At 63.2% G+C, this 21264-nt stretch carries 21 protein-coding genes; 11 read left to right on the top strand and 10 right to left on the bottom strand.

Translation table 11 applies throughout. The features are described from left to right. Positions 1-7 precede the first annotated feature (7 nt). Positions 8-304 carry a hypothetical protein gene (locus ABIE13_RS13790; protein ID WP_354444325.1) on the bottom strand — a complete coding sequence of 99 codons (297 nt, stop codon included), beginning with the start codon at positions 302-304 and terminating at the stop codon, positions 8-10. Positions 305-364: 60 nt separating this feature from the next. Next, positions 365-1048: a serine hydrolase domain-containing protein gene (locus tag ABIE13_RS13795; protein ID WP_354444327.1), complete on the bottom strand. Its 684-nt coding sequence runs from the start codon at positions 1046-1048 to the stop codon at positions 365-367. Between the two features lie 206 nt (positions 1049-1254). Between ABIE13_RS13795 and ABIE13_RS13800 the strand changes: the two genes are divergently transcribed. The 5 genes from ABIE13_RS13800 (at position 1255) to ABIE13_RS13820 (ending at position 8274) form a co-directional block, all read left to right on the top strand. Further along, positions 1255-2280, top strand: coding sequence for a YeiH family protein (locus tag ABIE13_RS13800; RefSeq protein ID WP_354444329.1), 1026 nt, complete (start codon positions 1255-1257; stop codon positions 2278-2280). Between the two features lie 303 nt (positions 2281-2583). Further along, the gene (locus ABIE13_RS13805) at positions 2584-3189 is read left to right on the top strand and encodes a hypothetical protein (RefSeq protein ID WP_354444330.1); all 606 of its coding nucleotides are present in this window, start codon (positions 2584-2586) and stop codon (positions 3187-3189) included. 3 nt (positions 3190-3192) lie between these two features. After that, the gene (locus ABIE13_RS13810) at positions 3193-5826 is read left to right on the top strand and encodes a cation-translocating P-type ATPase (protein WP_354444332.1); all 2634 of its coding nucleotides are present in this window, start codon (positions 3193-3195) and stop codon (positions 5824-5826) included. A 112-nt stretch (positions 5827-5938) separates the two neighbouring features. Then, positions 5939-6469, top strand: a complete 531-nt coding sequence (locus tag ABIE13_RS13815) for a flavodoxin family protein (protein WP_354444334.1) — start codon at positions 5939-5941, stop codon at positions 6467-6469. Between the two features lie 56 nt (positions 6470-6525). Then, the gene (locus ABIE13_RS13820; RefSeq protein WP_354444336.1) at positions 6526-8274 is read left to right on the top strand and encodes a PHA/PHB synthase family protein; all 1749 of its coding nucleotides are present in this window, start codon (positions 6526-6528) and stop codon (positions 8272-8274) included. A gap of 60 nt (positions 8275-8334) precedes the next feature. Here the strand turns inward: ABIE13_RS13820 and ABIE13_RS13825 are convergent, their stop codons facing one another. The 7 genes from ABIE13_RS13825 to ABIE13_RS13855 form a co-directional block, all read right to left on the bottom strand. After that, positions 8335-8799 carry a phasin family protein gene (locus tag ABIE13_RS13825; protein ID WP_354444338.1) on the bottom strand — a complete coding sequence of 155 codons (465 nt, stop codon included), beginning with the start codon at positions 8797-8799 and terminating at the stop codon, positions 8335-8337. A gap of 123 nt (positions 8800-8922) precedes the next feature. Further along, a complete protein-coding gene (gene adhP / locus ABIE13_RS13830) occupies positions 8923-9951 on the bottom strand; it encodes an alcohol dehydrogenase AdhP (protein WP_354444339.1) in 1029 nt (342 codons plus the stop codon). Between the two features lie 49 nt (positions 9952-10000). Next, positions 10001-10429 (bottom strand): Hsp20/alpha crystallin family protein, encoded by a 429-nt coding sequence (locus ABIE13_RS13835; protein WP_354444341.1) that lies wholly within the window; start codon positions 10427-10429, stop codon positions 10001-10003. A gap of 51 nt (positions 10430-10480) precedes the next feature. Continuing rightward, a complete protein-coding gene (locus tag ABIE13_RS13840; protein ID WP_354444343.1) occupies positions 10481-11134 on the bottom strand; it encodes a BON domain-containing protein in 654 nt (217 codons plus the stop codon). 144 nt (positions 11135-11278) lie between these two features. Beyond that, positions 11279-11653 (bottom strand): hypothetical protein, encoded by a 375-nt coding sequence (locus ABIE13_RS13845; protein WP_354444345.1) that lies wholly within the window; start codon positions 11651-11653, stop codon positions 11279-11281. Positions 11654-11692: 39 nt separating this feature from the next. Beyond that, complete coding sequence (locus ABIE13_RS13850; protein WP_354444347.1) at positions 11693-12346, bottom strand: BON domain-containing protein; 654 nt, start codon at positions 12344-12346, stop codon at positions 11693-11695. Positions 12347-12679: 333 nt separating this feature from the next. Then, positions 12680-14104, bottom strand: a complete 1425-nt coding sequence (locus ABIE13_RS13855; protein ID WP_354444349.1) for a trypsin-like peptidase domain-containing protein — start codon at positions 14102-14104, stop codon at positions 12680-12682. A gap of 185 nt (positions 14105-14289) precedes the next feature. Here ABIE13_RS13855 and ABIE13_RS13860 point away from each other — a divergent pair, with 185 nt between their 5' ends. From ABIE13_RS13860 to ABIE13_RS13880, 5 genes are all read left to right on the top strand, one after another. Further along, positions 14290-15558 carry a PAS domain-containing sensor histidine kinase gene (locus ABIE13_RS13860; RefSeq protein WP_354444351.1) on the top strand — a complete coding sequence of 423 codons (1269 nt, stop codon included), beginning with the start codon at positions 14290-14292 and terminating at the stop codon, positions 15556-15558. Then, complete coding sequence (locus ABIE13_RS13865; RefSeq protein ID WP_354444353.1) at positions 15555-16199, top strand: response regulator transcription factor; 645 nt, start codon at positions 15555-15557, stop codon at positions 16197-16199. Before ABIE13_RS13860 ends, ABIE13_RS13865 begins: the two co-directional genes overlap by 4 nt. A gap of 115 nt (positions 16200-16314) precedes the next feature. Then, positions 16315-17151, top strand: a complete 837-nt coding sequence (locus ABIE13_RS13870) for a universal stress protein (RefSeq protein ID WP_354444355.1) — start codon at positions 16315-16317, stop codon at positions 17149-17151. Between the two features lie 149 nt (positions 17152-17300). Continuing rightward, complete coding sequence (locus ABIE13_RS13875) at positions 17301-17720, top strand: response regulator (protein WP_354444357.1); 420 nt, start codon at positions 17301-17303, stop codon at positions 17718-17720. A gap of 125 nt (positions 17721-17845) precedes the next feature. Continuing rightward, a complete protein-coding gene (locus tag ABIE13_RS13880) occupies positions 17846-18493 on the top strand; it encodes a helix-turn-helix domain-containing protein (protein WP_354444359.1) in 648 nt (215 codons plus the stop codon). A 140-nt stretch (positions 18494-18633) separates the two neighbouring features. On the opposite strand, the gene ABIE13_RS13885 is transcribed toward ABIE13_RS13880, so the two are convergent. Continuing rightward, the gene (locus ABIE13_RS13885; RefSeq protein ID WP_354444361.1) at positions 18634-19995 is read right to left on the bottom strand and encodes an MBL fold metallo-hydrolase; all 1362 of its coding nucleotides are present in this window, start codon (positions 19993-19995) and stop codon (positions 18634-18636) included. Between the two features lie 289 nt (positions 19996-20284). On the opposite strand from ABIE13_RS13885, the gene ABIE13_RS13890 reads away from it, so the two are divergent. Continuing rightward, a complete protein-coding gene (locus ABIE13_RS13890; protein ID WP_436278422.1) occupies positions 20285-21103 on the top strand; it encodes a L,D-transpeptidase in 819 nt (272 codons plus the stop codon). The last annotated feature ends 161 nt before the right edge of the window (positions 21104-21264 follow it).

The following is a 21264-nucleotide window of genomic DNA, read 5'->3' on the forward strand; positions in this document are numbered from 1 at the left end:
ATCTGCCTCAGCTCCGGTTTCCAGCGGAGTCTGAGCGCTTGGTCGCAGGAGCCGGTGCCTTGAACGCATCGCTCACGACGGATTGGATAAGCGCATCCACGTTCTGGTGGCGTCCGCTTCTCGCACCCTGCGCATCCGAGGCGATCACGATCACCAGGTCGAGTATCTGGTTCACATAGATTCTCTGACCATCGTCTGCGCCTGCCATGAATATCCGTGAAGAATCGTCTGGCGCGACCCACCACAAGTAACCGTAATTCCAATTCAGGGGCGGTCCTCCAGTGGTTTGCTTTCTTGTGGCCATGTCGACATAGGAGGAGGAGAGCAAAGTCTTGCCATTCCACATGCCCTTCTGGAGATAGAGCTAGCCGATCTTCGACATGTCTCGCGTGGTCAACTCCAATCCTGTATAGCCCAGCTCGGAGCCACCCGGTCCGTCGATTCGCCATAGAAAGCGATCGATACCCAGGGGAGTGAACAGGTTCTTTCTCGCGAAATCCGTCAAGCGTTGCTTTGTCGCGCTGGCCAATATTCGAGCAGCCAGATGAGCTGTGCCGGGGTTGAAGCTGAATGCAGCCCCGGGCTGGCTAACCAGCGCTCTTTGGAGTGCGAAATCCACGGGGAACGCCCATCGTCCTACCTGCTTGACGGAGGGGTCGAAGCCGGCGGTCAAGGTCAAAATCTGTCCGACGGTGATGGCCCTGACTCTCCGGTCTGCTGCCGGGTCATTGGCCGAAGGCAGAAAGTCAGACAGGGGCTGTGCGGTGCTCTTGATCTTGCCTTGGTGAATGGCAATTCCCACTAACGTGGAAACGACGCTCGCGGTGGCAAAGCGCGCGTCATGGAGCGTCGCCGCATTCAGTCCGTTGCGGTAGTACTCCAAGATGAGCTTGCCGTGGCGCTGTATGACAAGGCTGCGAACCCCAGGGTACTCAACTGGGAGTTTGTGGTTCAACTCGGCGACGACGTCATGGGGTATGTCTTCAAGAGCCTGCGCAGACGTACTGACGCCCAGCCAGAGTGCAAAACCAAGAAGGAGCAGACGCATAGGGTTCCCCGATGGATCAGTTCATCGAAAGCCTGAGAAGGTGTGAAAGAGCATGCCAGGTTCTTTCGCACACAGAGCATATCGAGTCGTTCCACGCCCTTTGCCAGGCTGCAAAGACATTTCGATGATTTGATCGATATTTATGGTCAATATGATCTGAACTATTCGCTTTTATTCTTTATGAGAAAAACATATGCTCATAGTCAATGAAGTCATATAGCGCTTTTCTCAGGTTCCGCCCGGGCGTAGGCCCGGCTGTGAGCAACTTGGCCAACCTCTGGCCAGGCTTTCTGGTCTGTATCGTCGTCGCTTTGGCTGCCACCTTCATTTCGGATCATCACGGCGGCCCTCAGTTGTTATATGCGCTCCTGATTGGCCTGGCGTGTAACTTCCTGGCAGGGGTTGATCGCGTCATGCCCGGGGTGGCTTTTTGCGCTCGCACAGGTCTGCGTTGCGGGGTGGCGCTTCTGGGGGCGCGCATCACCGTAGATCAGGTTGCCAGCCTCGGTATAGCCACCGGTTTAGGTATCGCGGCTTCTGTGGTGGCCACCATCGTCTTTGGGGTGCTCCTGGCCAAGCTCATGAAGCGGCCCCAGGTCGAGGGGCTCGTATCGGGATGTTCTGTCGGCATCTGTGGGGCGTCCGCTGCCCTGGCGGTCTCTGCTGCATTGCCGCCTACCAAAGAGAACGAGCGGTTCACGTTGTTGGCTGTGGTGGGCGTCACCTTGTTGTCGACGATCGCCATGGTGGTGTATCCGCTGGTGTTGACCGTGCTGGACACTCCTGCACGTGTTTCTGGCGTGCTGCTGGGTGGGACCATTCATGACATTGCGCAGGTTGTGGCGGCTGGGCTTATCCTGGGCCCGGAGGCCGGAGAAACAGCCACTATCGTGAAGCTGTTTCGCGTGGCCCTGCTGGTGCCTATCGTGGCCGTGATCGCCGTCCTCTACCGTGATCGGTCGAATACCTCTGTGGGCTCTCGCGTGCCAGCGGTTCCTTCCTTTCTGCTGTGGTTCCTGTTCTTTGTGATCCTCACGTCACTGGGCGTCATAGGAACCCAGACTGCCGCCGTGGCGAGCGATGCCTCGCGCTGGCTGCTGGTGGCCGCTATCGGTGCGGCAGGCATCAAGACCAACTTTGCCGACCTCATGAAACTGGGTTGGCGCCCGGTGGTCATGCTGCTTAGTGAGACGGTCTTTATCGCAGCGATCGTGTTTGCCTGGGCTGCATAGAGCTGCCATTTTCGCGTTCAGGCGTGTGGGTTGAACCGAGGCAAGAACGCCGATTTCAAAGTGAATGGCAGCATTGAGATCTTGTCGGACGAGCGCTGTATGGAGACCTCTGAAAGAAGTTGATGGTCTTGTGGCTGCTTGAGCCGCAATTTTCATGAAACTTCTGCGGCCCGGCATTGTTCTTGAGCAATCCGAAGTCGCTGCTGCGGGAAGCTATGTTTGCGCGCCGCTTGCGCTAGGTCAATTACCTTGCCGCCCGGCCTGTCCATCATGGGCGTACTTGACTTTCTCGAAAGGTACACCATGAATGCCAGGACTCTTGTGATTGCCGCTGCTCTTGCCACCTGCGCTGCGGGCTATACGACCAGCGGTGCTATGGCGCAGGCTCCTGAAAAAGCCTCGGCCCCTGTCGAGGCATCCAGTGCGCCGACGAGCGTGGTCGCCCGTTCCAGAGCGGTCGCGCAAAAGGCCGCTCGAGAGGCGGCTGACTCTGCCCGTGCGGCGGCCGAGCAAGTTAAGCTCACGCTGCAGCGGGCCGAAACCGCCGCCCAGGACGCCTCGCACCAGGCGGCCGCGGATATCCGAGAGAAGGCGCTGAAGGCTGACGAAACCGCGAGAGAAGCTCTTGAGAAAGCTGAACACGCCGCGACCACAGCCACTGACGACATGAAAAAAATGGCGGCCAAGGCGGCAGACGCGGCCAGGCGCGCGGCCACCGCCGTGCGCGCGGCTTCGGCGCGCGCGGGAGAAGCGCTGCGCAAGGCCGCCCAGTCCGATCAGGCGCAAACGCAGAAGGCCATGAAGGCCACGCAGGATGCCTTGAGAAGCGCCGATAAAGCCGCGCGCGAATCCGCTGAAGCCGGCAAACAGGCGGCGGACAAGAGCGCGGATGTCGATACAAAAAAATAGGTGGTGAATTTCCGTCCTATGCACCGCGCAGCAACCATGAGCGGCGCCGCCCAAGCTGCCGTAGCTTCGCGTGAGCCGGTTCTTGGGAGCGCAGGACTCAGCGACGAGGAAGCCGCCGCCCGGCTTCAGGCCGAGGGCCCCAACCTCTTGCCCGGCAGCGAGCCGCAGAGCTTTGGGCGAATCGCCCTGGGTGTCGTCAGGGAGCCAATGTTCCTGATGCTGCTGGCGGCGGGCGCGACCTACCTGCTGCTGGGTGACACGGCTGAGGCGGCGTTTTTGCTGGCCTCCGTTTTCGCGATTGTTGCGCTGACGCTGTTCCAGGAGCGTAAGACACAACGGGCGCTGGAGGCCTTGCGCGACTTGTCGGCTCCGCGCGCGTTGGTGCTGCGCGACCGCAGGGAGCTTCGCATCGCCTGTCGCGAGGTGGTCCGCGGTGATGTGCTGGTGCTGCGCGAGGGCGACCGCATTCCCGCTGACGCCACCTTGTTGGAAGGCGCTCTTGAAGCCGACGAGTCGCTGCTGACGGGCGAATCCGTGCCCAGGCCTAAGCTGCCCATGCCAGCGGAGTGGCCCGACCTTGAACCCGACGGCGACGATGGCGCGCTGATTTATGCGGGCACCGTGATCACGCAGGGCATGGGCCTGGCCCGGGTGCTTGCCACGGGCGGCCGCACCGCCATGGGACGCATCGGCATAGCGCTGGCGACGACGCAGCCCCCGGCCTCCAGGCTGCACCGGCAGTCGCGGCGCATTGTGCAAGTATTCGCGGGTGTCGGGCTAGCGGTTGCTGTGCTGCTGGTGTTGCTGGCCTGGCTCAGGGACGGCCAGGGTTTTGTCGCCAGCCTGCTGCCGGCGATTGCCTTCGCGATGGCGGTGTTACCGGAGGAAATTCCCGTGGTGCTCGCGGTGTTCCTGGCACTGGCAGCGTGGCGACTGTCGCGCCAGAATATTCTCACGCGCCGGGTCGACGCCATCGAAGTGCTCGGCGCGATTACGGTACTGGCCGTAGACAAGACTGGCACCCTGACGCAGAACCGCATGGCGCTGGTCGAGCTGGTAGGGGCCGATGCCGCATTCTTCGCGGATGTCGATGCGCCGCTGCCCGCAGCACTCACGGAACTGCTCGAATGCGCCGTGCTGGCCACCCCGCTGGAACCCTTCGACCCGATGGAAAAAGCCATCCGCGCCCTCGGGGACGCCCGTTTGACCCCGGACTCCAAAGCGCTTGTCGGGATGCCGCCAGCGCGGCTTTATGCGCTCACGCCGCAACTCCTGGCCGTCACCTACGTCTACGCCTACGGCGGAGGAGCCTCGGGGCGCTATAGCCTCGCCACCAAAGGTGCGCCGGAGGCGGTCATGGACTTGTGCCGGCTTCAGGGGAGTGAACGCGACTCAGTGCAGCGGCAAGTGCAGGAGATGGCAGCACGAGGCCTGCGTGTCCTCGGCGTGGCTAGCGGCGAGTGGGAGGGCGCTGGATTGCCCGAAAACCAGCAGGACTTCGCGCCGCTCTTTGTCGGCCTGCTGGGCCTGGCAGACCCGCTGCGGGCCGCAGTGCCGCAGGCCGTGCGGGATTGCTCCGAGGCGGGCATACGCGTGATCATGATGACTGGGGATCACCCGGTGACGGCTAGCGCCATCGCGCGCCAGGCGGGACTGCCTCATTCCGAGGATGTGCTGACCGGCGCGGAAATCGACGCCCTTGATGACGCATCGCTGCAGGCCCGTTTGAGGAGCGCCGCAATCTGCGCCCGGCTCAGGCCCGAGCAGAAGCTTCGGCTGGTGCGCGCGCTGCAAGCCGATGGCGGCACGGTGGGCATGACGGGCGACGGCGTTAACGACGCGCCAGCGCTCAAGGCCGCCGATGCCGGCATCGCTATGGGTGAACGCGGCACTGACGTGGCGCGCGAAGCCGCGGCCCTGGTGCTGCTGGACGACAGCTTCGCCAGCATAGCCACCGCTATACGGCAGGGCCGCCACGTCGACGACAACATCCGCAGCGCCGTGCGATTCATCTTCGCGGTGCATGTGCCCATCGTGGTGCTGGCGCTGGTTCCGGCCCTTTTGCACTGGCCCGTGTTGTTGCTCCCGGTGCAGATCATTCTGCTTGAACTGATCATCGACCCGTCTTGCTCCATCCTGTTCGAGGCGCAGCCGGCAGACCCGGCCCTCATGCACCGCCCACCCAGGCCCGCTGCGGATTCGCCGTTCGCCTTGCGCAACATGGCCTACGGCCTGCTGCAGGGCCTGGGACTGGCCTTGCCTCTTCTTGTGGCCAACGTCTGCATGCTGGCACAGGGATGGCAGGAGAGCGAGATACGCACCACGCTGTTCGTGAGCCTGGTCGCAGGCCTGTTCCTGCTGGTACTGATTCACCGGCATTCTGTGCATATCTTGCGTAACCCCTGGCTTGCGCGTCTGGCCACCGCCGTGGCCGCGCTGCTTTCGTTGGTGTTATGGCAGCCCTGGCTGCGCGCGGTGATGGGCTTTACCCCGCCGTCCGGCCAGGGCGTTGGCGCGCTGCTGTTGATCCTGGGTGCCATGACCGCCTGGCTGTTGGCCCTGCGGTTTGTATCCGCGGCGTCGCGTAAGTGGCGAGCCGGGAAGGACTATTCTCCAAAGCCGTGCGCCCGCCCTTGATGTACGTCAATGCCTGATAGCGCCGCCTCCCATACTCTTGCCGGAGGCCGGTGCTCGCGCAGCACCGGGTTGACCACTACTGTCTTGCGCAACCCTCCAAGGGAGCAGAATCATGTCCAGTCCTACCCTCATCGTTTGTTATTCCAACACCGGCACTTCCCGCCGCGTGGCCGACCTCCTGGCCACCCAGTTCCAATGGCAGCGCGGTGAGATCTGCGAAAGGCGATCGCGCGCGGGTGTTGCCGGTATGCTGCGCTGCGTGGGTGATTCGCTGCTCAGACGCCATCCCGCGATACGCTATGAAGGGCCAGACCCACGCGGTTTTGAGACAGTGGTGCTGATCGCGCCCATCTGGGTTTCCCGGTTGGCCGGGCCCATGCGCAGTTTTGTGCGCGACCGTGCATCGAGCCTCAAGCGCGTTGCCGTCATCGCGGTGATGGGAGGCAAGGGCGCTACCAATGCCTTCGCCGAGATCGACCAGATACTGGGTCGGCCGCCCATTCTTTCAACGTCTTTCACCGCACGCAACGTGGACGATGGGAGCTATGCGTCTGGCCTGGAGGCATTCGGCGCCGCAGTTCGGGACCACGCGCAAAAGCAAGATGCGGTGCGGCCGACGGATCTATCGCCCAGCGCAGTGTGAGCGCGCCTTGTTCGCCTGGCACCTGCCGCCTTTTTGAACGCAACAGAAACCGGACTATGCACGCCGAACCGACCTTGGCGCCCGCTGGGCCCGCGCCTGCGGATGTGCCGCTGCAGCTTATCCTGGCACGCCTGGCCAACGGCATCTCGCCCGCGTCCGTGCTGTTGGCGCAAGCCGACTGGCTGAGCCACCTGGCCGTATCGCCGGGTAAACAGGCCGAGTTGGCGGCTAGCGCCTGGCACAAGCTGCTCCAGTGGACGCTATATGCCGGCCATTCTTGCTACGGTGAGTCTTCCGTCTGCATAGAGCCCGAGCCGCGCGACAAGCGTTTCGCCGCGCCGGAATGGAGCTGGCCGCCATACAGACAGCTTGCGCAAGCCTTCCTTCTGCAGGAGCGCTGGTGGGCCGAGGCCGGCGCGGGCGTTCGCGGGGTGTCGCGCCACCACGAGGAGGTGGCCGCATTTGCGGTGCGGCAATGGCTGGACATGTTCGCGCCTTCGAACTTCGTGCCGACCAATCCTGAGGTACTCGAAAAAACCCTGCGCAGCGGCGGCGCAAACCTCACGGGCGGATTCTCGAACCTGTGGCTCGACGCCGTCAAGCTAGTGGCCAACGGCAGCCCACGCGGCGTCGAGCGCTTTGCCGTTGGCCGCGACGTGGCTTGCACGCCGGGGCGGGTGGTCATGCGCAACCGGCTTGTCGAGCTGATCGAATACCAGCCGTCGACCGCGCGGGTGGACGCGGAGCCCGTATTCATCGTGCCGTCGTGGATCATGAAGTACTACATCCTGGATCTCAGGCCGCAGGACTCGCTGGTGAAATACCTGGTGGGCAAAGGCCACAGAGTTTTTATAGTGTCCTGGCGTAACCCGGATGGCGGCGACCGCGATCTTGGCATTGAAGACTACCTGCAGCTCGGCATCGTGGCCGCGCTGCAGGCGGTACACGAGCGCGCTCCTGGTCGCAAAGTGCATTGCGCCGGCTATTGCCTGGGCGGAACGCTGTTGTCTATCGCAGCTGCGGCTCCACAAACCGGCGTGCCGGCCGCCATGGCTACGCTGACCCTGCTGGCGGCCCAGACTGATTTTGCGGAGCCGGGCGAGTTGGGCCTGTTCATTGACGAAAGCCAGATCGCGTTTCTCGAAAACCTGATGGCCGGTCGGGGTTTTCTCGACGGGCGGGAGATGGCCGGGGCTTTCGCCTTGATCAACTCGCGCGACCTTGTCTGGTCCAGGTTGGTCCATGAATACCTCATGGGTGCCGAAACGCCGATGACGGCGCTGCGCGCCTGGAATGCGGATGCCACGCGACTGCCCGCGCGCATGCACAGCCAGTATCTGCGCGGCCTGTACCTCAACAACGACCTCGCTCAGGGTCGTTTCAGGGTGGCGGGCCGCCCGGTCAGCCTCGCGGACATCAAGCTTCCGTTGTTCGTGGTGTCCACCGAGCAGGACCATGTATCGCCCTGGGCTTCGGTGTACAAGATTCACCACCTGGCAGAGGCTCCCGTGAGTTTCGTGCTCGTCTCGGGCGGGCACAACGTTGGCATCGTCAGCCCGGCGTCGGGGCCAGCGGCCAAGCCTGAGGCCCACTACCGGATAGCGACAAGCCCCGCGATGGGCGCGCCCACGGACCCGCAGGCCTGGAAGGATGCCGCACCGGTAGTGCAAGGTTCGTGGTGGCCAGTTTGGCATGCCTGGCTGCGCGCGCACTCTTGCGCGCGTGTGCCTGCCGTCCCTGTGACCTGGCCTGTCGACGACCTCGGTACCGTTGAGGCGCCCGGCACCTATGTCCACCAGCGATGACCCGTGATGAACCGGGTCAGGCCGAATAGGGCGTGTTAACACGCCCTAGGCCCGCTCGTGTCAATGCGCGATACCAGTCCCAGCGCCGTTGACAGCGTTGGCCAGGGTGGCCTTCCAGGCTTCGAGCGCTGGCTTCGGGGCTTCGCCGGGACGGCTGTCCGCGATGTGCGTGGCGCAGGCCATCAACTCCATCTCGGTTTTGAGCATGGCCGATGCGATGGCTTGCCAGTATTTCGCGGAACCCTGGAAGTCGAAGTTCAGCAGGTCGGCCTGCATGGCCAGCAATTCGGCGGGCGTGCAGTCTTCGCGCAGCTTCTGCGCCACCGCTTCATGGCGCTCTGTCGCCTGCTGCGCGGCCTGTTGCTGGATGTAGCGGATTTCTTCGGAACCGCGAAACAGGATGGCGGCGGTACTAGTGGCGAAGGCCATCTGCTGTCGGCCCGCATCGGCCAGCATGTCATAGACGGCGGTGCGGGGTTCGGCGGGTTCGGGGGACGCGTCGATCGGGGCTTTTCGGGTGCTCATGGCATGTCCTTTTTGTGATGAGTGGAGGGGTGAATGTGTTGGTCTCGCATGGGTCGCGCGGGCTGGATCGCGTGCAGATGCGCAGCGCCGACGGAGCGATCGTGTGGCGCGTCCCGTGCGACATCAGTCGTCGCTGATGCGCATCACGACCCTGCCCTCGATAGCGCCGCGGCGCATGCGGTCCAGCACGTCGTTGATGTTGTCCAGTCGGTCTTCGGTGAACGTGGTGCGCACCTTGCCTTCGCCGGCGAAGGCCAGCGCTTCCTGCAGGTCCTTGCGGGTGCCTACGATGGAGCCACGCACCGTCTTGGCGTTGAGCACGACGTCGAAAATCGGAAGCGCGAAATCTCCGGGCGGCAGGCCGACCAGGGACATGGTGCCGCGCTTGTGCAGCATGCCCAGCCCCTGCGAAAACGCGCTGCGCGAGACGGCTGTCACCAGCACGCCGTGCGCGCCGCGTATCGCTGTCTGGACTTCCTGAACAGGGTTTTGCCTGGCGGCGTTGATTACCATGTCGGCGCCCAGGCTTTTGGCCAGCTTCAGTTTTGTGTCGTCGATGTCGACGGCGATGACGTGAAAGCCCATGACCTTCGCATACTGGACCGCCAGGTGGCCCAGGCCTCCTATGCCGGAAATCGCCACCCAGTCGCCGGGTTTGCAGTCAAGCACCTTCAGGCCCTTGTAGACCGTCACGCCGGCGCACAGCACGGGCGCGATCTCGCCGAATCCGACACCTTCGGGCAAATGCCCCACATACCCGGGGTCGGCGAGCACGTATTCGGCATAGCCGCCGTTGACGGTATAGCCGGTCATCTGCTGACCATCGCAGAGCGTCTCCCAGCCGGTGATGCAGTGTTCGCAGTGCCCGCAGGCCGTGTGCAGCCAGGGGACGCCGACGCGGTCTCCCTCCTTGACGGTAGTTACACCCGCCCCGACAGCCGCGACGTAGCCTACGCCCTCGTGGCCCGGGATAAAGGGCAGGGAAGGTTTGACTGGCCAGTCGCCGTCCGCGGCATGCAGGTCGGTGTGGCACACACCTGAGGCCGCAATCTTGACCAGGATAGAGCCGGACACCACGGTGGGCACGGGGACTTCTTCAATACGAAGTGGTTGGCCGAATTCATGGACAACCGCGGCTTTCATGGTTTGCATGGTGACTTCCTGAAAAAATGCGCGACCGACCGCCGCGCGGGCTGGTGAATTACTGCACCGCGATCTTGCCGGAGGGCGCGCCGGCCTTCTTGGGGAGCTTCAGGGTCAGCACGCCGTCGCTGTAGCTCGCGGTGGTCTTGCTCTCGTCGACGTCATGCGCGAGGCTGAAAGTGCGCGACACGTCACCCCAATAGCGTTCGCTGCGCACAACCCTTCCGCCCTTTTCCTTGGTTTCGTTCTCCCGTTTCATTTCGGCGTCTATGCGCACAACATTGCCATCGACCTGGACGCTGATGTCATCTTTCTTGACGCCGGGGATGTCGGCCTTGACGGTATATGCGTCCGTGTCTTCGTCTACGTCAACGCGCATCTGCAGCGAAGTTTTATCGGCGTCGAAGATGGCGGGGGAGAAGAAGCGGCGCATTGCCGACTCCAGCGAATCGCCGAAAGAATCCTCGATTTTTCGAAGGTGTTTCATGGTCTTTCCTTTTAAGGGGGGATGAAGTTTTTCCTGGGTCTCACCGTAGATTCAGGCGGTGACTTCCAGCTTGTTCACGATTCGGGAAACGCCCTGGGCGGCAAATGCGGCGCCAGCGGCAGCGTCGCGCTCGGCCATGGAATGCACCTTGCCGCGCAAGGTAACGACGCCGCCTTCCACATCGATCGCGATGTGTTTGGCTTCGCGCTCAGCCTGCCGCTCCAGCGCTGCGGAGATCTCGGCCGCCACATTACGCGTGCTGACCGTGGGTTTGACACTGATCTGGTTGGTCAGCCCGCGCACGCCGATCAGGTTGCGCACGCATTGCTCGGCGGTGCGGGACTGATAGGCCCAGTCGACTTCACCGTTAAGGGTGACCCAGCCTTTTTCCACCTCCACCTTAACGCGGTCGGGTTGCATGAACACGCTCCAGCGCAATGCGGATGCCGCGGCCAAAGCGATTTCGGAATCGCTGCGCTGGTGGCCTGTCGCCAGCTTCACGTCCAGTTCCATCGCGAGACCACGTACGCCCGCCACACGGCGCACGGCCCTCTCGGCCGCGTACTTTTCGGCGAAGGTGTCCAGGTGCCCGGTCAGCGTCACGACACCGCCGTTGACGAGGACGCCAATGCCGGCCGCATTGACGGCAGGCTCCCAAGCCAGTTCCGCAGTGACGTCGGCCTTGAGTTGCATATCGGTTTTCATGGGCTTGCTCCTTGATAAAAAATGATGGTCACCACTCTGGTGGCTTTATGACTTTAGGCAGACGCAAGCATGGCTGTATTGATATTTCGCAAGCTCAGCGCATGGGCGTGGGCTGTACCGGACTCGTCCATCACCGGTGCGCCGTCACTGGCCGGTAACCAGACCGATGACCGCCTGGTGCCGCCGCTGCCGACCCAGCGCCAGCAGTTGGGCTTCGCTCGGGTGGTCCACGGTTTCCCAGCCCGTGATGCGCGGCACCAGGGCAGGACGGTGTTTGTCGACGTAGTGACGGAAGTCGGCCTGTACGGTGTGTCCGCCCGTCATCAGGACGGACTCCATGCCGTCCAGCGCATCGCAGACCTTGCCGAAGAATTCATGCTGCGTGCGCACCTCGCTGGCGTGCTGGGACGTGGCATGAGAATGTGCGTGAAGCTTGCGCGTCTCGGACTGTTCGGCGTCGAAATGGATCAACTGGGCATGGTGATGGTCCAGCCAGACCACGGTATGAAAAAAGGGCATGGGGTAGTCCAAAAAATTAGACGGAAACAGGCCGCCGCGTCAGGCGGTGATTTCCAGCTTGTTGATGATGCGGGTTACCCCCTTTGCAGCGAAGGCCGCGCCGGCGGCTGCTTCGCGTTCGGCCAGGGAATGCACCTTGCCGTGAAGCGTGACGACGCCGCCTTCAACGTCGACGTCGATGTGCCGGGCTTCGCGCTCGGCCTGACGTTCGAGCGCGGCGGATATTTCCGCGGCGACGTCGCGCGTGCTGACGGTGGGTTTGACGACGATGTTGTTGGACAGGCCGCGCACGCCCATCAAGCCGCGTACGCATTTTTCGGCGGTGCTGCGCTGGTAAGCCCAGTCGACGTCGCCGGTGAGGGTGACCCAGCCTTTTTCCACTTCGACCCGAATTCGGTCGGGCGGCAAGAGCGCGCTCCAGAGCAGCGCGGACGCGGCGACCGAGGCGATTTCGGTGTCGCTGCGGTGGTGAGCGGCGATCAGTTTCACATCCAGCTCTATCGCCAAGCCGCGCACGCCGGCCACGCGGCGCACAGCCCTCTCCGCCGCGATTTTTTCGGCAAAGGTGTCCAGGTGTCCCGTGAGGGTCACCACGCCGTCATGGACAAGAACGCCTATACCAGCTGAATTGACGGCGGGGTCCCAGGCAAGTTCGGCGGTGACGTCGGCTTTGAGCTGCATATCGGTTTTCATGGTTTTTTCCTTCAATGAACGAGCGCCACCACAGCGTGGCCATGCCACTCTAGGCCGGCTTGGAGGCGCCTGTTTTGACAATCATCAAGTCACAGTCTTGCGGGGCACGCTACGCTGGATGCCGGACTCAAACGCAAGGACTTCGCGATGAAACACGAGATAGGCCCCATCGAGAGACGGCTTCGCAACGTCAGCGGCGTCCTGTTGCTGGCGCTCTTGTTCGGGCTCTATGGAAATGCCCGATGGTGAGACTCGCTAGGCTTGCTTCCGCTGCTGACGGGCCTGTTCAGTTTCTGCCCGCTTTACTGGGCCATCGGGGTGAATTAGCAGGGGCTAAGGTCGCGGCGGGAGGTTTTGCCCCGCCGGAATACGCAAGGGCACATAGGCTGGCTGCCGGTCGCGTACCACCAGCAGCGCGAGGCTCGCGCCGGGCTCCAAGCGTGACAGCACGCGGTCGAAATCATCCACGCTATCCAGCCTAAGTTCGTTGGCGGCGACTATCACGTCGCCTGGTTGTATGCCTTCGCTGCGCGACAGCCCAGCGGCCTGACGCACCAGCAGGCCGCCGTCTATGCCCAGTTGCTTCTGCAGGTCCTTGCCGGACTCGGCCATGGTCAGACCCAGGCGTGGGAGTTCGCCGGCGTCGGGCACCGGCGGCGGGACTGGAGCGACGGCGACTGCTTCTTCCAGCTTGACGGTGGCCGTGGTTTTGCGGCCCTGACGCCAGATCTCCAGCGTGGCTGGGCGGCCGCTGCCGTGGTCGCCCATCTGCATTGCCAAGCTGCTGAAATCCTGCACTTTGGCACCGTTGAAGGCGGTGATGATGTCGCCGCGCTGCAGGCCGGAAAGCGCGGCGGGCCCGCCGGGTGTGATTTGCACGAGCAAGGCGCCGGTTGGGTCTTGCACCCCGAAGGACTGCGCTAGTGCGGCGGTCATACCCTGCAGCCGAGCCCCCATCCAGGCGCGCCGTATCCTCCCCTCAGCGCGCAGGCGCCTGGCGATGTCGACGGCCAGGTTGATGGGTACGGCAAACGACACGCCCATATAGCCGCCGCTGCCGCTGTAGATCAGCGAGTTTAGTCCTACCACCTCCCCGTCGACATTGAACAGCGGGCTACCCGAACTGCCGGGGTTGATGGCCACGTCGGTTTGAAGGAAGGCGGTTTCGCCGCTGCCGGAAAGAAAGCGGTTCTTGGCGCTGACGATACCCGCAGTAACGGAGCCGGAAAAACCAAAAGGCGAGCCTATGGCCGCGACCCAGTCACCGACGGCCAGTTTCGAGGAGTCGCCTATGACGACGGGCGACAAGCCGGTGGCTTCGATCTTGAGCAAGGCCACGTCGGTGATGCGATCCATACCAACCAGCCTTGCGGGAAAATGTCGCCCGTCCTGCAGCCGTACCTGGGCCTCTTGCGCATCCCAAAGCACATGCGCGCTGCTGACGATATAACCGTCGGCCGTGAGGACAAACCCGGAAGCAAGGTCGCGTACCTCGCGGCGAGACAGGCTGATGGGCTGTGGCCTTGCGAGCCGGTCGCCGAAGGTGTCGGACGGGGCGAATTCGGGCTCCGGCTCATCGCTGCCGCTGGGCACCCAGACGTTGATGGTGCCAATTTCCACGACACCGGCGCCGCGGCTGGCGACGAGGGCGCCGGCTGATACTGGAGCCCGGCGTACCGGCGGCTCCGCATGGGCGCCTTGGGGGACCAGGGCGGCGCAGGCCATCAGGCACGCAAGCAAAAGAGGGCAGCGTTTCATGAGGCCATTGAACAGGGCGCGGGACACAGCCCGTTTGCGCCACCTCAAGCCGGCTTTGAAAACAGCGCTTTGGCCGTACGTCCGGATAGGGCTTCGGTCAGGCTAGCTATGGCATCTTGCCAGCAGCCGATATATCGCTGGCAAGCTGCCGGCTATATGATGGGGCTCCGACCTTGAGGCTGCCCATGTCCCTGTTTCCACACGTTGGTGATGCGGTGCCCAATCGCTGGCGCTCCATGGCCGTCATCCTGGCCGTGCTGGCGAGCCTGACTCTGCTGGCTGCTGTTTATGTGGCATCCAGTCCGCAATCGCTGCCAGGACTGCTCATGGTCGTGGCCCTGGCTGCAGTTAGCTGCGGCATGGCCTGGTTGATGGCCTGGCGCTACGCGGCGCGGGACCGCGCGGGCCGACTGGCCCTGGACGGCGCGGACGCCAGGCTGGCCGGACTGCTGGATTCGGCCATGGACGCCATCATCACCGTGGACAGCGAGCAGAACGTAATACTCTATAACAAGGTGGCCGAGAAGATTTTCGGCTGGCCGACGCGCGAGATGCTGGGCCAGCCGCTCACACGCCTGATCCCCCGGCGCCACCAGGGCGCGCACGGCGAGCAGGTCAGAAGTTTCGGCCAGACCGGCATCACCTCACGGCGCATGGGTGACGGCACGGTGCTGTACGGGCTCAGGGCTGACGGCGAAGAGTTTCCGCTGGAAGCCTCTATCTCGCAGCTCGATACCGCGCAGGGCAAGCTTTATACCGTGATCCTGCGCGACGTGACCGAGCGTGTGCGGGCCAACGAGGAACTGACCGCCTTCGCCTCGGCAGCTCACGCTATTCGCGAAAGCGAAAAAACACGGATCGCGCGCGAGCTGCATGACGAACTTGCGCAGTCGCTGACGGCGATCAAGATGGACATCACCTGGATCCGGGAAGCCATGCCCGCGGACGCAGTACGGGCGAAGCTTGACGACATGCTGGGTCTGTTGGACACGACCGTCGCCGCCACGCGGCGCATCGCCTCGGATTTGCGGCCGCTGCTGCTGGACGATCTGGGCCTGGTGCCAGCGATCCAGTGGCTCACCCACAATTTCACCCAACGCCACAGTGTGGCGTGCAGGCTGTCGCTGGACGAGGAGGTGGAGCTGGCCGAACCCTATGCCACTGCGGTGTTCCGTATCGTGCAAGAGTCGCTGGTGAACGTGGCTAAGCATGCTGGCGCGTCTTGGGTCGAAGTACACATAGAGAGGACAATCGAAGGCGTAACGTTGGAGGTGGCCGATGATGGGGCTGGGTTCGCGACGGACGCACCGCGCAAGCCCAGCTCGCTGGGCCTCATGGGCCTGCGCGAGCGAGCCCGCTTGCTGCGGGGCACGGTGGACATCGACAGTGCACCGGGCCAGGGAACCCGCATCCGTGTCGTCATCCCGATGCCCGAAACAGGAGACATTCCGTGATCAGGATTGTGATTGCCGATGACCACGCTATAGTGCGCGAGGGGCTTAAACGCATCGTGTCCTCCATACCCGACATGGAGGTCGCCGGTGAGGCTGGCAACGGCACGGAGGTGATGCAGCGCGTGCGCGAGTTGGACTTCGATGTGCTAGTGCTGGACCTCTCCATGCCGGGGCGCAGCGGCATGGAGCTGATCAAGCTGATACGCGCTGAAAAGCCGATGCCGCGCGTTCTTGTGCTGAGCATGCACCAGGAACTGCAGTACGCCGTGCGGGCCATCAAGAACGGCGCCAGCGGCTACCTGACCAAGGAAAGTGCGCCGGCCCAGCTGGAGCAGGCGATACGCAAGGTGGCCTCGGGCGGTGCCTTCATCAGCGCCGAGGTCGCTGAGCAGCTCGCGCTGGGCGCGATGCCCGGCAGCCAGGCGGTGCCGCATGAAAGCCTTTCGAACCGCGAGTTCGAAGTGCTACAGCTGCTGGTTGCGGGCATTTCCTTAACGGACATCGGGACAAGAATGAACCTGTCGGTGAAAACCGTCAGTACCCACAAAACCAACCTCATGCAGAAAATGGGCTTGAACAACCAGAGTGAGCTGATCCGCTACGCGATCAGGCATGGTCTGGCCGAACCGCTAGACAACTGACGTCCTGAACCGCAAAGCCGCCATGCAAAGCGTCTGGTGTTGATAGGGGTCAACACGCTCGCGGGTGCATCTGCCTACATTCAGGGTATCCAAACTCTGCACCGGGCGGTGATCCATGAGCGATGAATTGAAAAAACTGCTGGTTCATGCCGATGCCACGCCGCAGTTCGCGCAACGGCTTGAATTTGCCTGCCGGCTCGCTCCCCGCCACGGCGCCGGCATCACGGCGCTCTACGCCTCACCTTCGGCTTCCGAGGCGATACCAGTGACCGCCGGGATGGGCCCGGGACTGGCCGTGCTACGCGAGAACGCGCGGGACACCGCGCTGGCAAAGGCGCGCTCGGTGTTCGAACAGCTCAGGCCAGCGGAGGGCACGGCCGCCTGGGCCGAAATCCATGAATTCCCTCTGGTTTCGGCCTTTTCCGAGCGGGCGCTTTATGCCGACATGCTGGTGCTGGGCCAGCACGACCCGAGCGAGGATTGGTCGGCACTGATGCCTGCGGATTTTCCGGAAACCGTGCTCGCCCTGAGCGGACGGCCGGCACTGGTGCTGCCCTATACCTCGGCCAGGCCTGGCTTGCCGGGCAAGGTGGTGATCGCCTGGAAGCCCAGCCGCGGGGCGGCGCGCGCGGTGACGGCAGCTCTGCCCATACTGCGCGGCGCAAACTCGGTGCACATACTGAGCTGGGGCAGCGATGCTGTGGGCGGCGAAGGCCAGGGCCCGAACATCGTGTCTTACCTGAAGGCCCATGACATTGAGGCCACCTGGCACCGGGAAGGCGCGGAACCCGCGGACCTGGGCGACGTGCTGCTCTCGCGCGCCTTCGATCTGCAGGCCGACTTGCTGGTGATGGGTTGCTACGGCCGCGCCCGTGCCTATGAATGGGCGCTGGGCGGGGTATCCCGGACCGTGCTCAAAACCATGACGCTGCCGGTTTTGATGGCGCACTAGGCGTCCGGCCAACCTACTGGAGAAGGCCAAAAACTCGGAAAACTCCGAGTCCAACTCGGAACGCTGGGTGCGGAAAACCAGCCTTATCCGAGCAGGCCTTTCAGCAAAAACTGATGTTCCGGATGCACCGCCTGCGAGACAGTAGGGGCATGCAACACGCTGCTTCACCTATCCGGGTTTTTCTGGCCGACGACTCTGCTCTGAGCCGCAGCCGTTTGACCGCCGTTCTGCTGGCTCAGGGCATGGGGATCGCGGGGCAGGCCGAGACGCCGGAGGCAGCAGTCGCCGGCATCCTGGCGACACGACCCGACGTGGCGGTGCTCGACGTGCAGTTCGAAAAGGGCAGTGGCATGAAGGTGCTTGAGGCTGTTCGCAAGGCCACGCGGGACATTCCCTTCATCGTCATGAGCAACCATGCCGAGCCGGCCTATCGCGCGCGCTACCTGGCCGCAGGTGCCGCCTGGTTCCTCGACAAACACACCGAGTTTTATCAGCTCGCCAGCAAGGTGCAAACCGTCGCCATGCGTTCACCGTCGCGAACTTTTCATCAACCCGTCTCATCCTCTTGACCCAGGGAGCTGTCATGTCCTCAGCCTGTTCAACCGCCAGTGATATTTCTTTCCCTGCCGCCATCCCGCCGCTTAAGACTCAGTGCTCGAGTTGCAACCTGCGCGATCTTTGCCTGCCCTGCGGGATGAAGCCCTCAGATGTGGACGGTCTGGACGGCCTCAAGTTCAGCCGCACCAAGGTCAAGGCGGGCGCAGCGCTGTACCACGAGGGCCAGGCTTTTCGCAACATTTACGCGGTGCGCATCGGTACTTTCAAGTCCAGCCTGACGCTGGCAGACGGCCGCGAGCAAGTCAACGGTTTCCAGATGGCAGGTGAACTCATGGGCATGGACGGTATCGCCAACGGCGCCTATGCCAGCAACGCCACCGCGCTGGAAGACACCGAGGTCTGCACCATTCCCTACGAAGACCTCAGCGGCCTGGCCGCTGCCAGCCCCGGTATGCAGCAGGCGGTCGGCCGGATGATGAGCCGCGAAATTGTCCGGGAGCACAGTCTCATGATGCTGCTGGGCAGCATGAACGCAGAAGAGCGGCTGGCCGCCTTTCTGATCAACCTTTCCCAGCGACTCAAGCTGCGTGGCTATTCCGCCGACGAGTTTCACCTGCGCATGTCGCGTGCCGAGATCGGCAGCCACCTAGGCATGACGCTAGAGACGGTCAGCCGTACGTTCTCTGCCTTTCAACAGCAGGGCATCCTGGAAGTCGACAAGCGTCACATCCATATCACCGATATGGCGGCACTTAAACGCGTCTTCGAAACCGGGGTTCACTGAGCGTTCGCCGGCGGTGGCGCTCCGTCCGAAAAAAATCCATCTACACAGCATTACTCTATAGCGAAGAGTCATGTCGGAAGAGAAGTTATCTTACTGCGCGGTCCCCAGGGCTAACGCAGAGAGCCGCAGCGGCCAGTCGCTCAACTGAGAGCGGCCGACTCCAGATAGTAGGGTAGATGGCAGGGCCAGTGCAACTCACGTTCAATGCGCTGACGCATGGCATCGGCCGCAGCAGGTTCGCCGTGGGTGATGAAAGTCTGTTTCGGCGCGGACTTGAATCCGCGCAGCCAGCCCATGATTTCGGCCGCATCCGAGTGGGCCGACAGGTCGTCCAACATCGCCACTTCGGCGCGCATCGGCACTTCCTGGCCGTGGATGCGCACCATGGGCTCGCCACCGACGATCAGGGCGCCGCGCGTGCCGCCGGCCTGGAAACCGGCAAACAGTATGGTGTTGCGCTTGTCGGGCGCGAAGGCCTTGATGTGGTGGACCACGCGTCCGCCGGTTGCCATGCCACTGGCGGCGATGATGACCATGGGGCCATGTTTGGCATTGAGCAGGCGAGACTCTTCCGGTGACTCGACGATGTGCGCCGTATGTGCCATAGCCTCGCATTCCGCAGACGTCAGCCGCAGCTCGGCCTTGTGTTTGAGGTAGACCTGCGTGGCCTTGGCCGCCATGGGGCTGTTGAGGTAGACGGGCAGCGTTCGCTCGATCACACCCTGGGTTTTGAGCACTTCGACGCAATGCAACAGGCTCTGCGCGCGCCCGACCGCGAAGGCCGGAATGACCACCACGCCGCCGCGCGCGGCAGTGCGGTTGATGACCTGGCCCAACGCCAGCATGGGGTCTGAATCTTTGTGCAGGCGGTCGCCGTAGGTGGACTCCACAACCAGATAGTCGGCGCCGTCCATTTGCGACGGCGGTCGTAGCAACAGGTCGTTGGGCCGGCCTATGTCCCCGGAAAACAATATGGAGCGCGAGCCGTCCTCCAGCTGCACGAAAGATGAGCCCACCATGTGGCCCGAGTGTGTCAGGCTGGCGGTCAGACCAGGCGCCGGTTGCCAGTGCTTGCCGGCGGGTATCGGATGCAGCAGCTTGAGGCAGCGCATCGCATCCTCGCGTGTGTACAGCGGCAGGGCGGGCGCGTGCTTCGAAAAGCCGTGGCGGTTGGCGTATTCGGCTTCTTCTTCCTGCAGGTGGCCGGCGTCGGGCAGCAGGACACGGCACAGGTCGGCCGTGCCGGGTGTGCAGAACACTTTGCCCGCGAAGCCCTGACGTGCCAGCAGCGGCAGGTAGCCGCTGTGGTCGATGTGGGCATGGGTGAGGATCACGGCATCGATATCGGCCGCAGCGAAAGGCAGCGACGACCAGTTGCGCAGACGCAGCGGCTTATAGCCCTGGAACAGACCGCAATCAACCAGGACCGAGGCGTCCCCATGGCGCACCAGGTATTTGGAGCCAGTGACGGTATCGGTGGCGCCGAGGAATTGAATATTCATGACGGCAGCTTAGGCGCGCTGGAAACCGGCGTGTTTGACATAGCGCAGACAGGGCGAAATTTTCGGCCGGATCAAGGCACCAGCACGGCGACTCCGTTGAGCCTGCTGGCCCGCATGTCGTCCAGGGCCTCGTTGGCCTGCTCAAGCGGGTAGGTGGTGGTTTCAGCGCGCAGCGCTGTGCTTGATGCAGATCAAGGGCGGTGATTCCCTGCTCAGCAAAATAGTGGAAATTCCAAGGAGAAACCATGTCGTGCGACCACACCGGATCGATATCGGCGAAAAGCCAGCCATGCGCCCGCTGACGCGTCTTGTGACGGCCTCTGTTTTCCTGCTGGCCTTGCATGGCGTGCAGGCGCAGGGCGGCGTCGGCATCGCGGCGGCGTTTCGCACGGAGGTAGACAGGCGCCTGCAGGTGCCCGACGCCGAGTTGGTGAATTACGGCCGGCTTGCTGAGTCGGCACTGTCGGAGGCGGGCGTCGTGCTGGAGGGGCCGCAGTACCTCTTGGTGGTGGATCGTCACCCTTATGTCCAGGCTGCCTTCCTGCTGCTGAGATTGGCCGGCGGCGAGTGGTCGGGCATAGGCGCGGCGCCCGTCTCGACCGGCTTGCCCGGCAGATTCGACCATTTCGTGACGCCACTGGGCGTCTTCGCACACAGTCTGGCCAACCCAGATTTCCGCGCCGAAGGCACTTTGAACTCCAACGGCATCCGTGGTTACGGGGCCCGGGGCATGCGCGTCTTCGATTTCGGCTGGCAGCGCGTGCCCAAGGGCTGGGGCGACGGCAAGGTGATTGAGATGCGGCTGCAGATGCATGCCACCGACCCGGACGCGCTGGAGCAGCGCCTGGGCAGCGCACAGTCCAAGGGATGTATCCGTATTCCCGCCACGCTCAATACCTTTCTGGACCACCACGGCATCCTGGATGCGGACTACCTGCAGTCTGTGCGGGAAGGTCGGCAGCTCTGGGTATTGCGGCCAGACCGCGCGCCGGTTCCCGAGGCCGGGCGCTACCTCGTCGTGCTTGAAACGGCACGCGAGGACAGGCCGTCATGGAGTCCAACGCCCTCTCTTCCGAAACGCAAGGCCGCGCCGCTGCCGAAAAAATAGGCGAGGGCAGTGCTGGCGGCGCGCATGAGGGCTTGTTCAGCTGGAGCATCGCGTCCCGAGTTTCCGGCTTGCTTGACCTTGGGCAAGCGTATCCAAGGCTACAGCGGTCAGTTTGGTAGGAAACGGCGACCTGGCCTAACAAATGGATTAGCGGCGCGGGC

The sequence above is a fragment of the Ottowia thiooxydans genome, from assembly GCF_040548795.1.
In the GTDB taxonomy this organism is placed as follows: Bacteria; Pseudomonadota; Gammaproteobacteria; order Burkholderiales; family Burkholderiaceae_C; genus Ottowia; species Ottowia thiooxydans_A.

Coding starts and splice junctions, on each gene's coding strand:
- ABIE13_RS13850 (WP_354444347.1), bottom strand. CDS start 12,346: ATGAAAACCGATATGCAGCTCAAAGCCGACGTCACCGCCGAACTTGCC.
- ABIE13_RS13825 (WP_354444338.1), bottom strand. CDS start 8,799: ATGAGCACCCGAAAAGCCCCGATCGACGCGTCCCCCGAACCCGCCGAA.
- ABIE13_RS13815 (WP_354444334.1), top strand. CDS start 5,939: ATGTCCAGTCCTACCCTCATCGTTTGTTATTCCAACACCGGCACTTCC.
- ABIE13_RS13800 (WP_354444329.1), top strand. CDS start 1,255: ATGAAGTCATATAGCGCTTTTCTCAGGTTCCGCCCGGGCGTAGGCCCG.
- ABIE13_RS13885 (WP_354444361.1), bottom strand. CDS start 19,995: ATGAATATTCAATTCCTCGGCGCCACCGATACCGTCACTGGCTCCAAA.
- ABIE13_RS13875 (WP_354444357.1), top strand. CDS start 17,301: ATGCAACACGCTGCTTCACCTATCCGGGTTTTTCTGGCCGACGACTCT.
- ABIE13_RS13890 (WP_436278422.1), top strand. CDS start 20,285: ATGCGCCCGCTGACGCGTCTTGTGACGGCCTCTGTTTTCCTGCTGGCC.
- ABIE13_RS13855 (WP_354444349.1), bottom strand. CDS start 14,104: ATGAAACGCTGCCCTCTTTTGCTTGCGTGCCTGATGGCCTGCGCCGCC.
- ABIE13_RS13820 (WP_354444336.1), top strand. CDS start 6,526: ATGCACGCCGAACCGACCTTGGCGCCCGCTGGGCCCGCGCCTGCGGAT.
- ABIE13_RS13795 (WP_354444327.1), bottom strand. CDS start 1,048: ATGCGTCTGCTCCTTCTTGGTTTTGCACTCTGGCTGGGCGTCAGTACG.
- ABIE13_RS13845 (WP_354444345.1), bottom strand. CDS start 11,653: ATGCCCTTTTTTCATACCGTGGTCTGGCTGGACCATCACCATGCCCAG.
- ABIE13_RS13880 (WP_354444359.1), top strand. CDS start 17,846: ATGAAGCCCTCAGATGTGGACGGTCTGGACGGCCTCAAGTTCAGCCGC.
- ABIE13_RS13860 (WP_354444351.1), top strand. CDS start 14,290: ATGTCCCTGTTTCCACACGTTGGTGATGCGGTGCCCAATCGCTGGCGC.
- ABIE13_RS13835 (WP_354444341.1), bottom strand. CDS start 10,429: ATGAAACACCTTCGAAAAATCGAGGATTCTTTCGGCGATTCGCTGGAG.
- ABIE13_RS13805 (WP_354444330.1), top strand. CDS start 2,584: ATGAATGCCAGGACTCTTGTGATTGCCGCTGCTCTTGCCACCTGCGCT.
- adhP (WP_354444339.1), bottom strand. CDS start 9,951: ATGCAAACCATGAAAGCCGCGGTTGTCCATGAATTCGGCCAACCACTT.
- ABIE13_RS13870 (WP_354444355.1), top strand. CDS start 16,315: ATGAGCGATGAATTGAAAAAACTGCTGGTTCATGCCGATGCCACGCCG.
- ABIE13_RS13840 (WP_354444343.1), bottom strand. CDS start 11,134: ATGAAAACCGATATGCAACTCAAGGCCGACGTCACTGCGGAACTGGCT.
- ABIE13_RS13790 (WP_354444325.1), bottom strand. CDS start 304: ATGGCCACAAGAAAGCAAACCACTGGAGGACCGCCCCTGAATTGGAAT.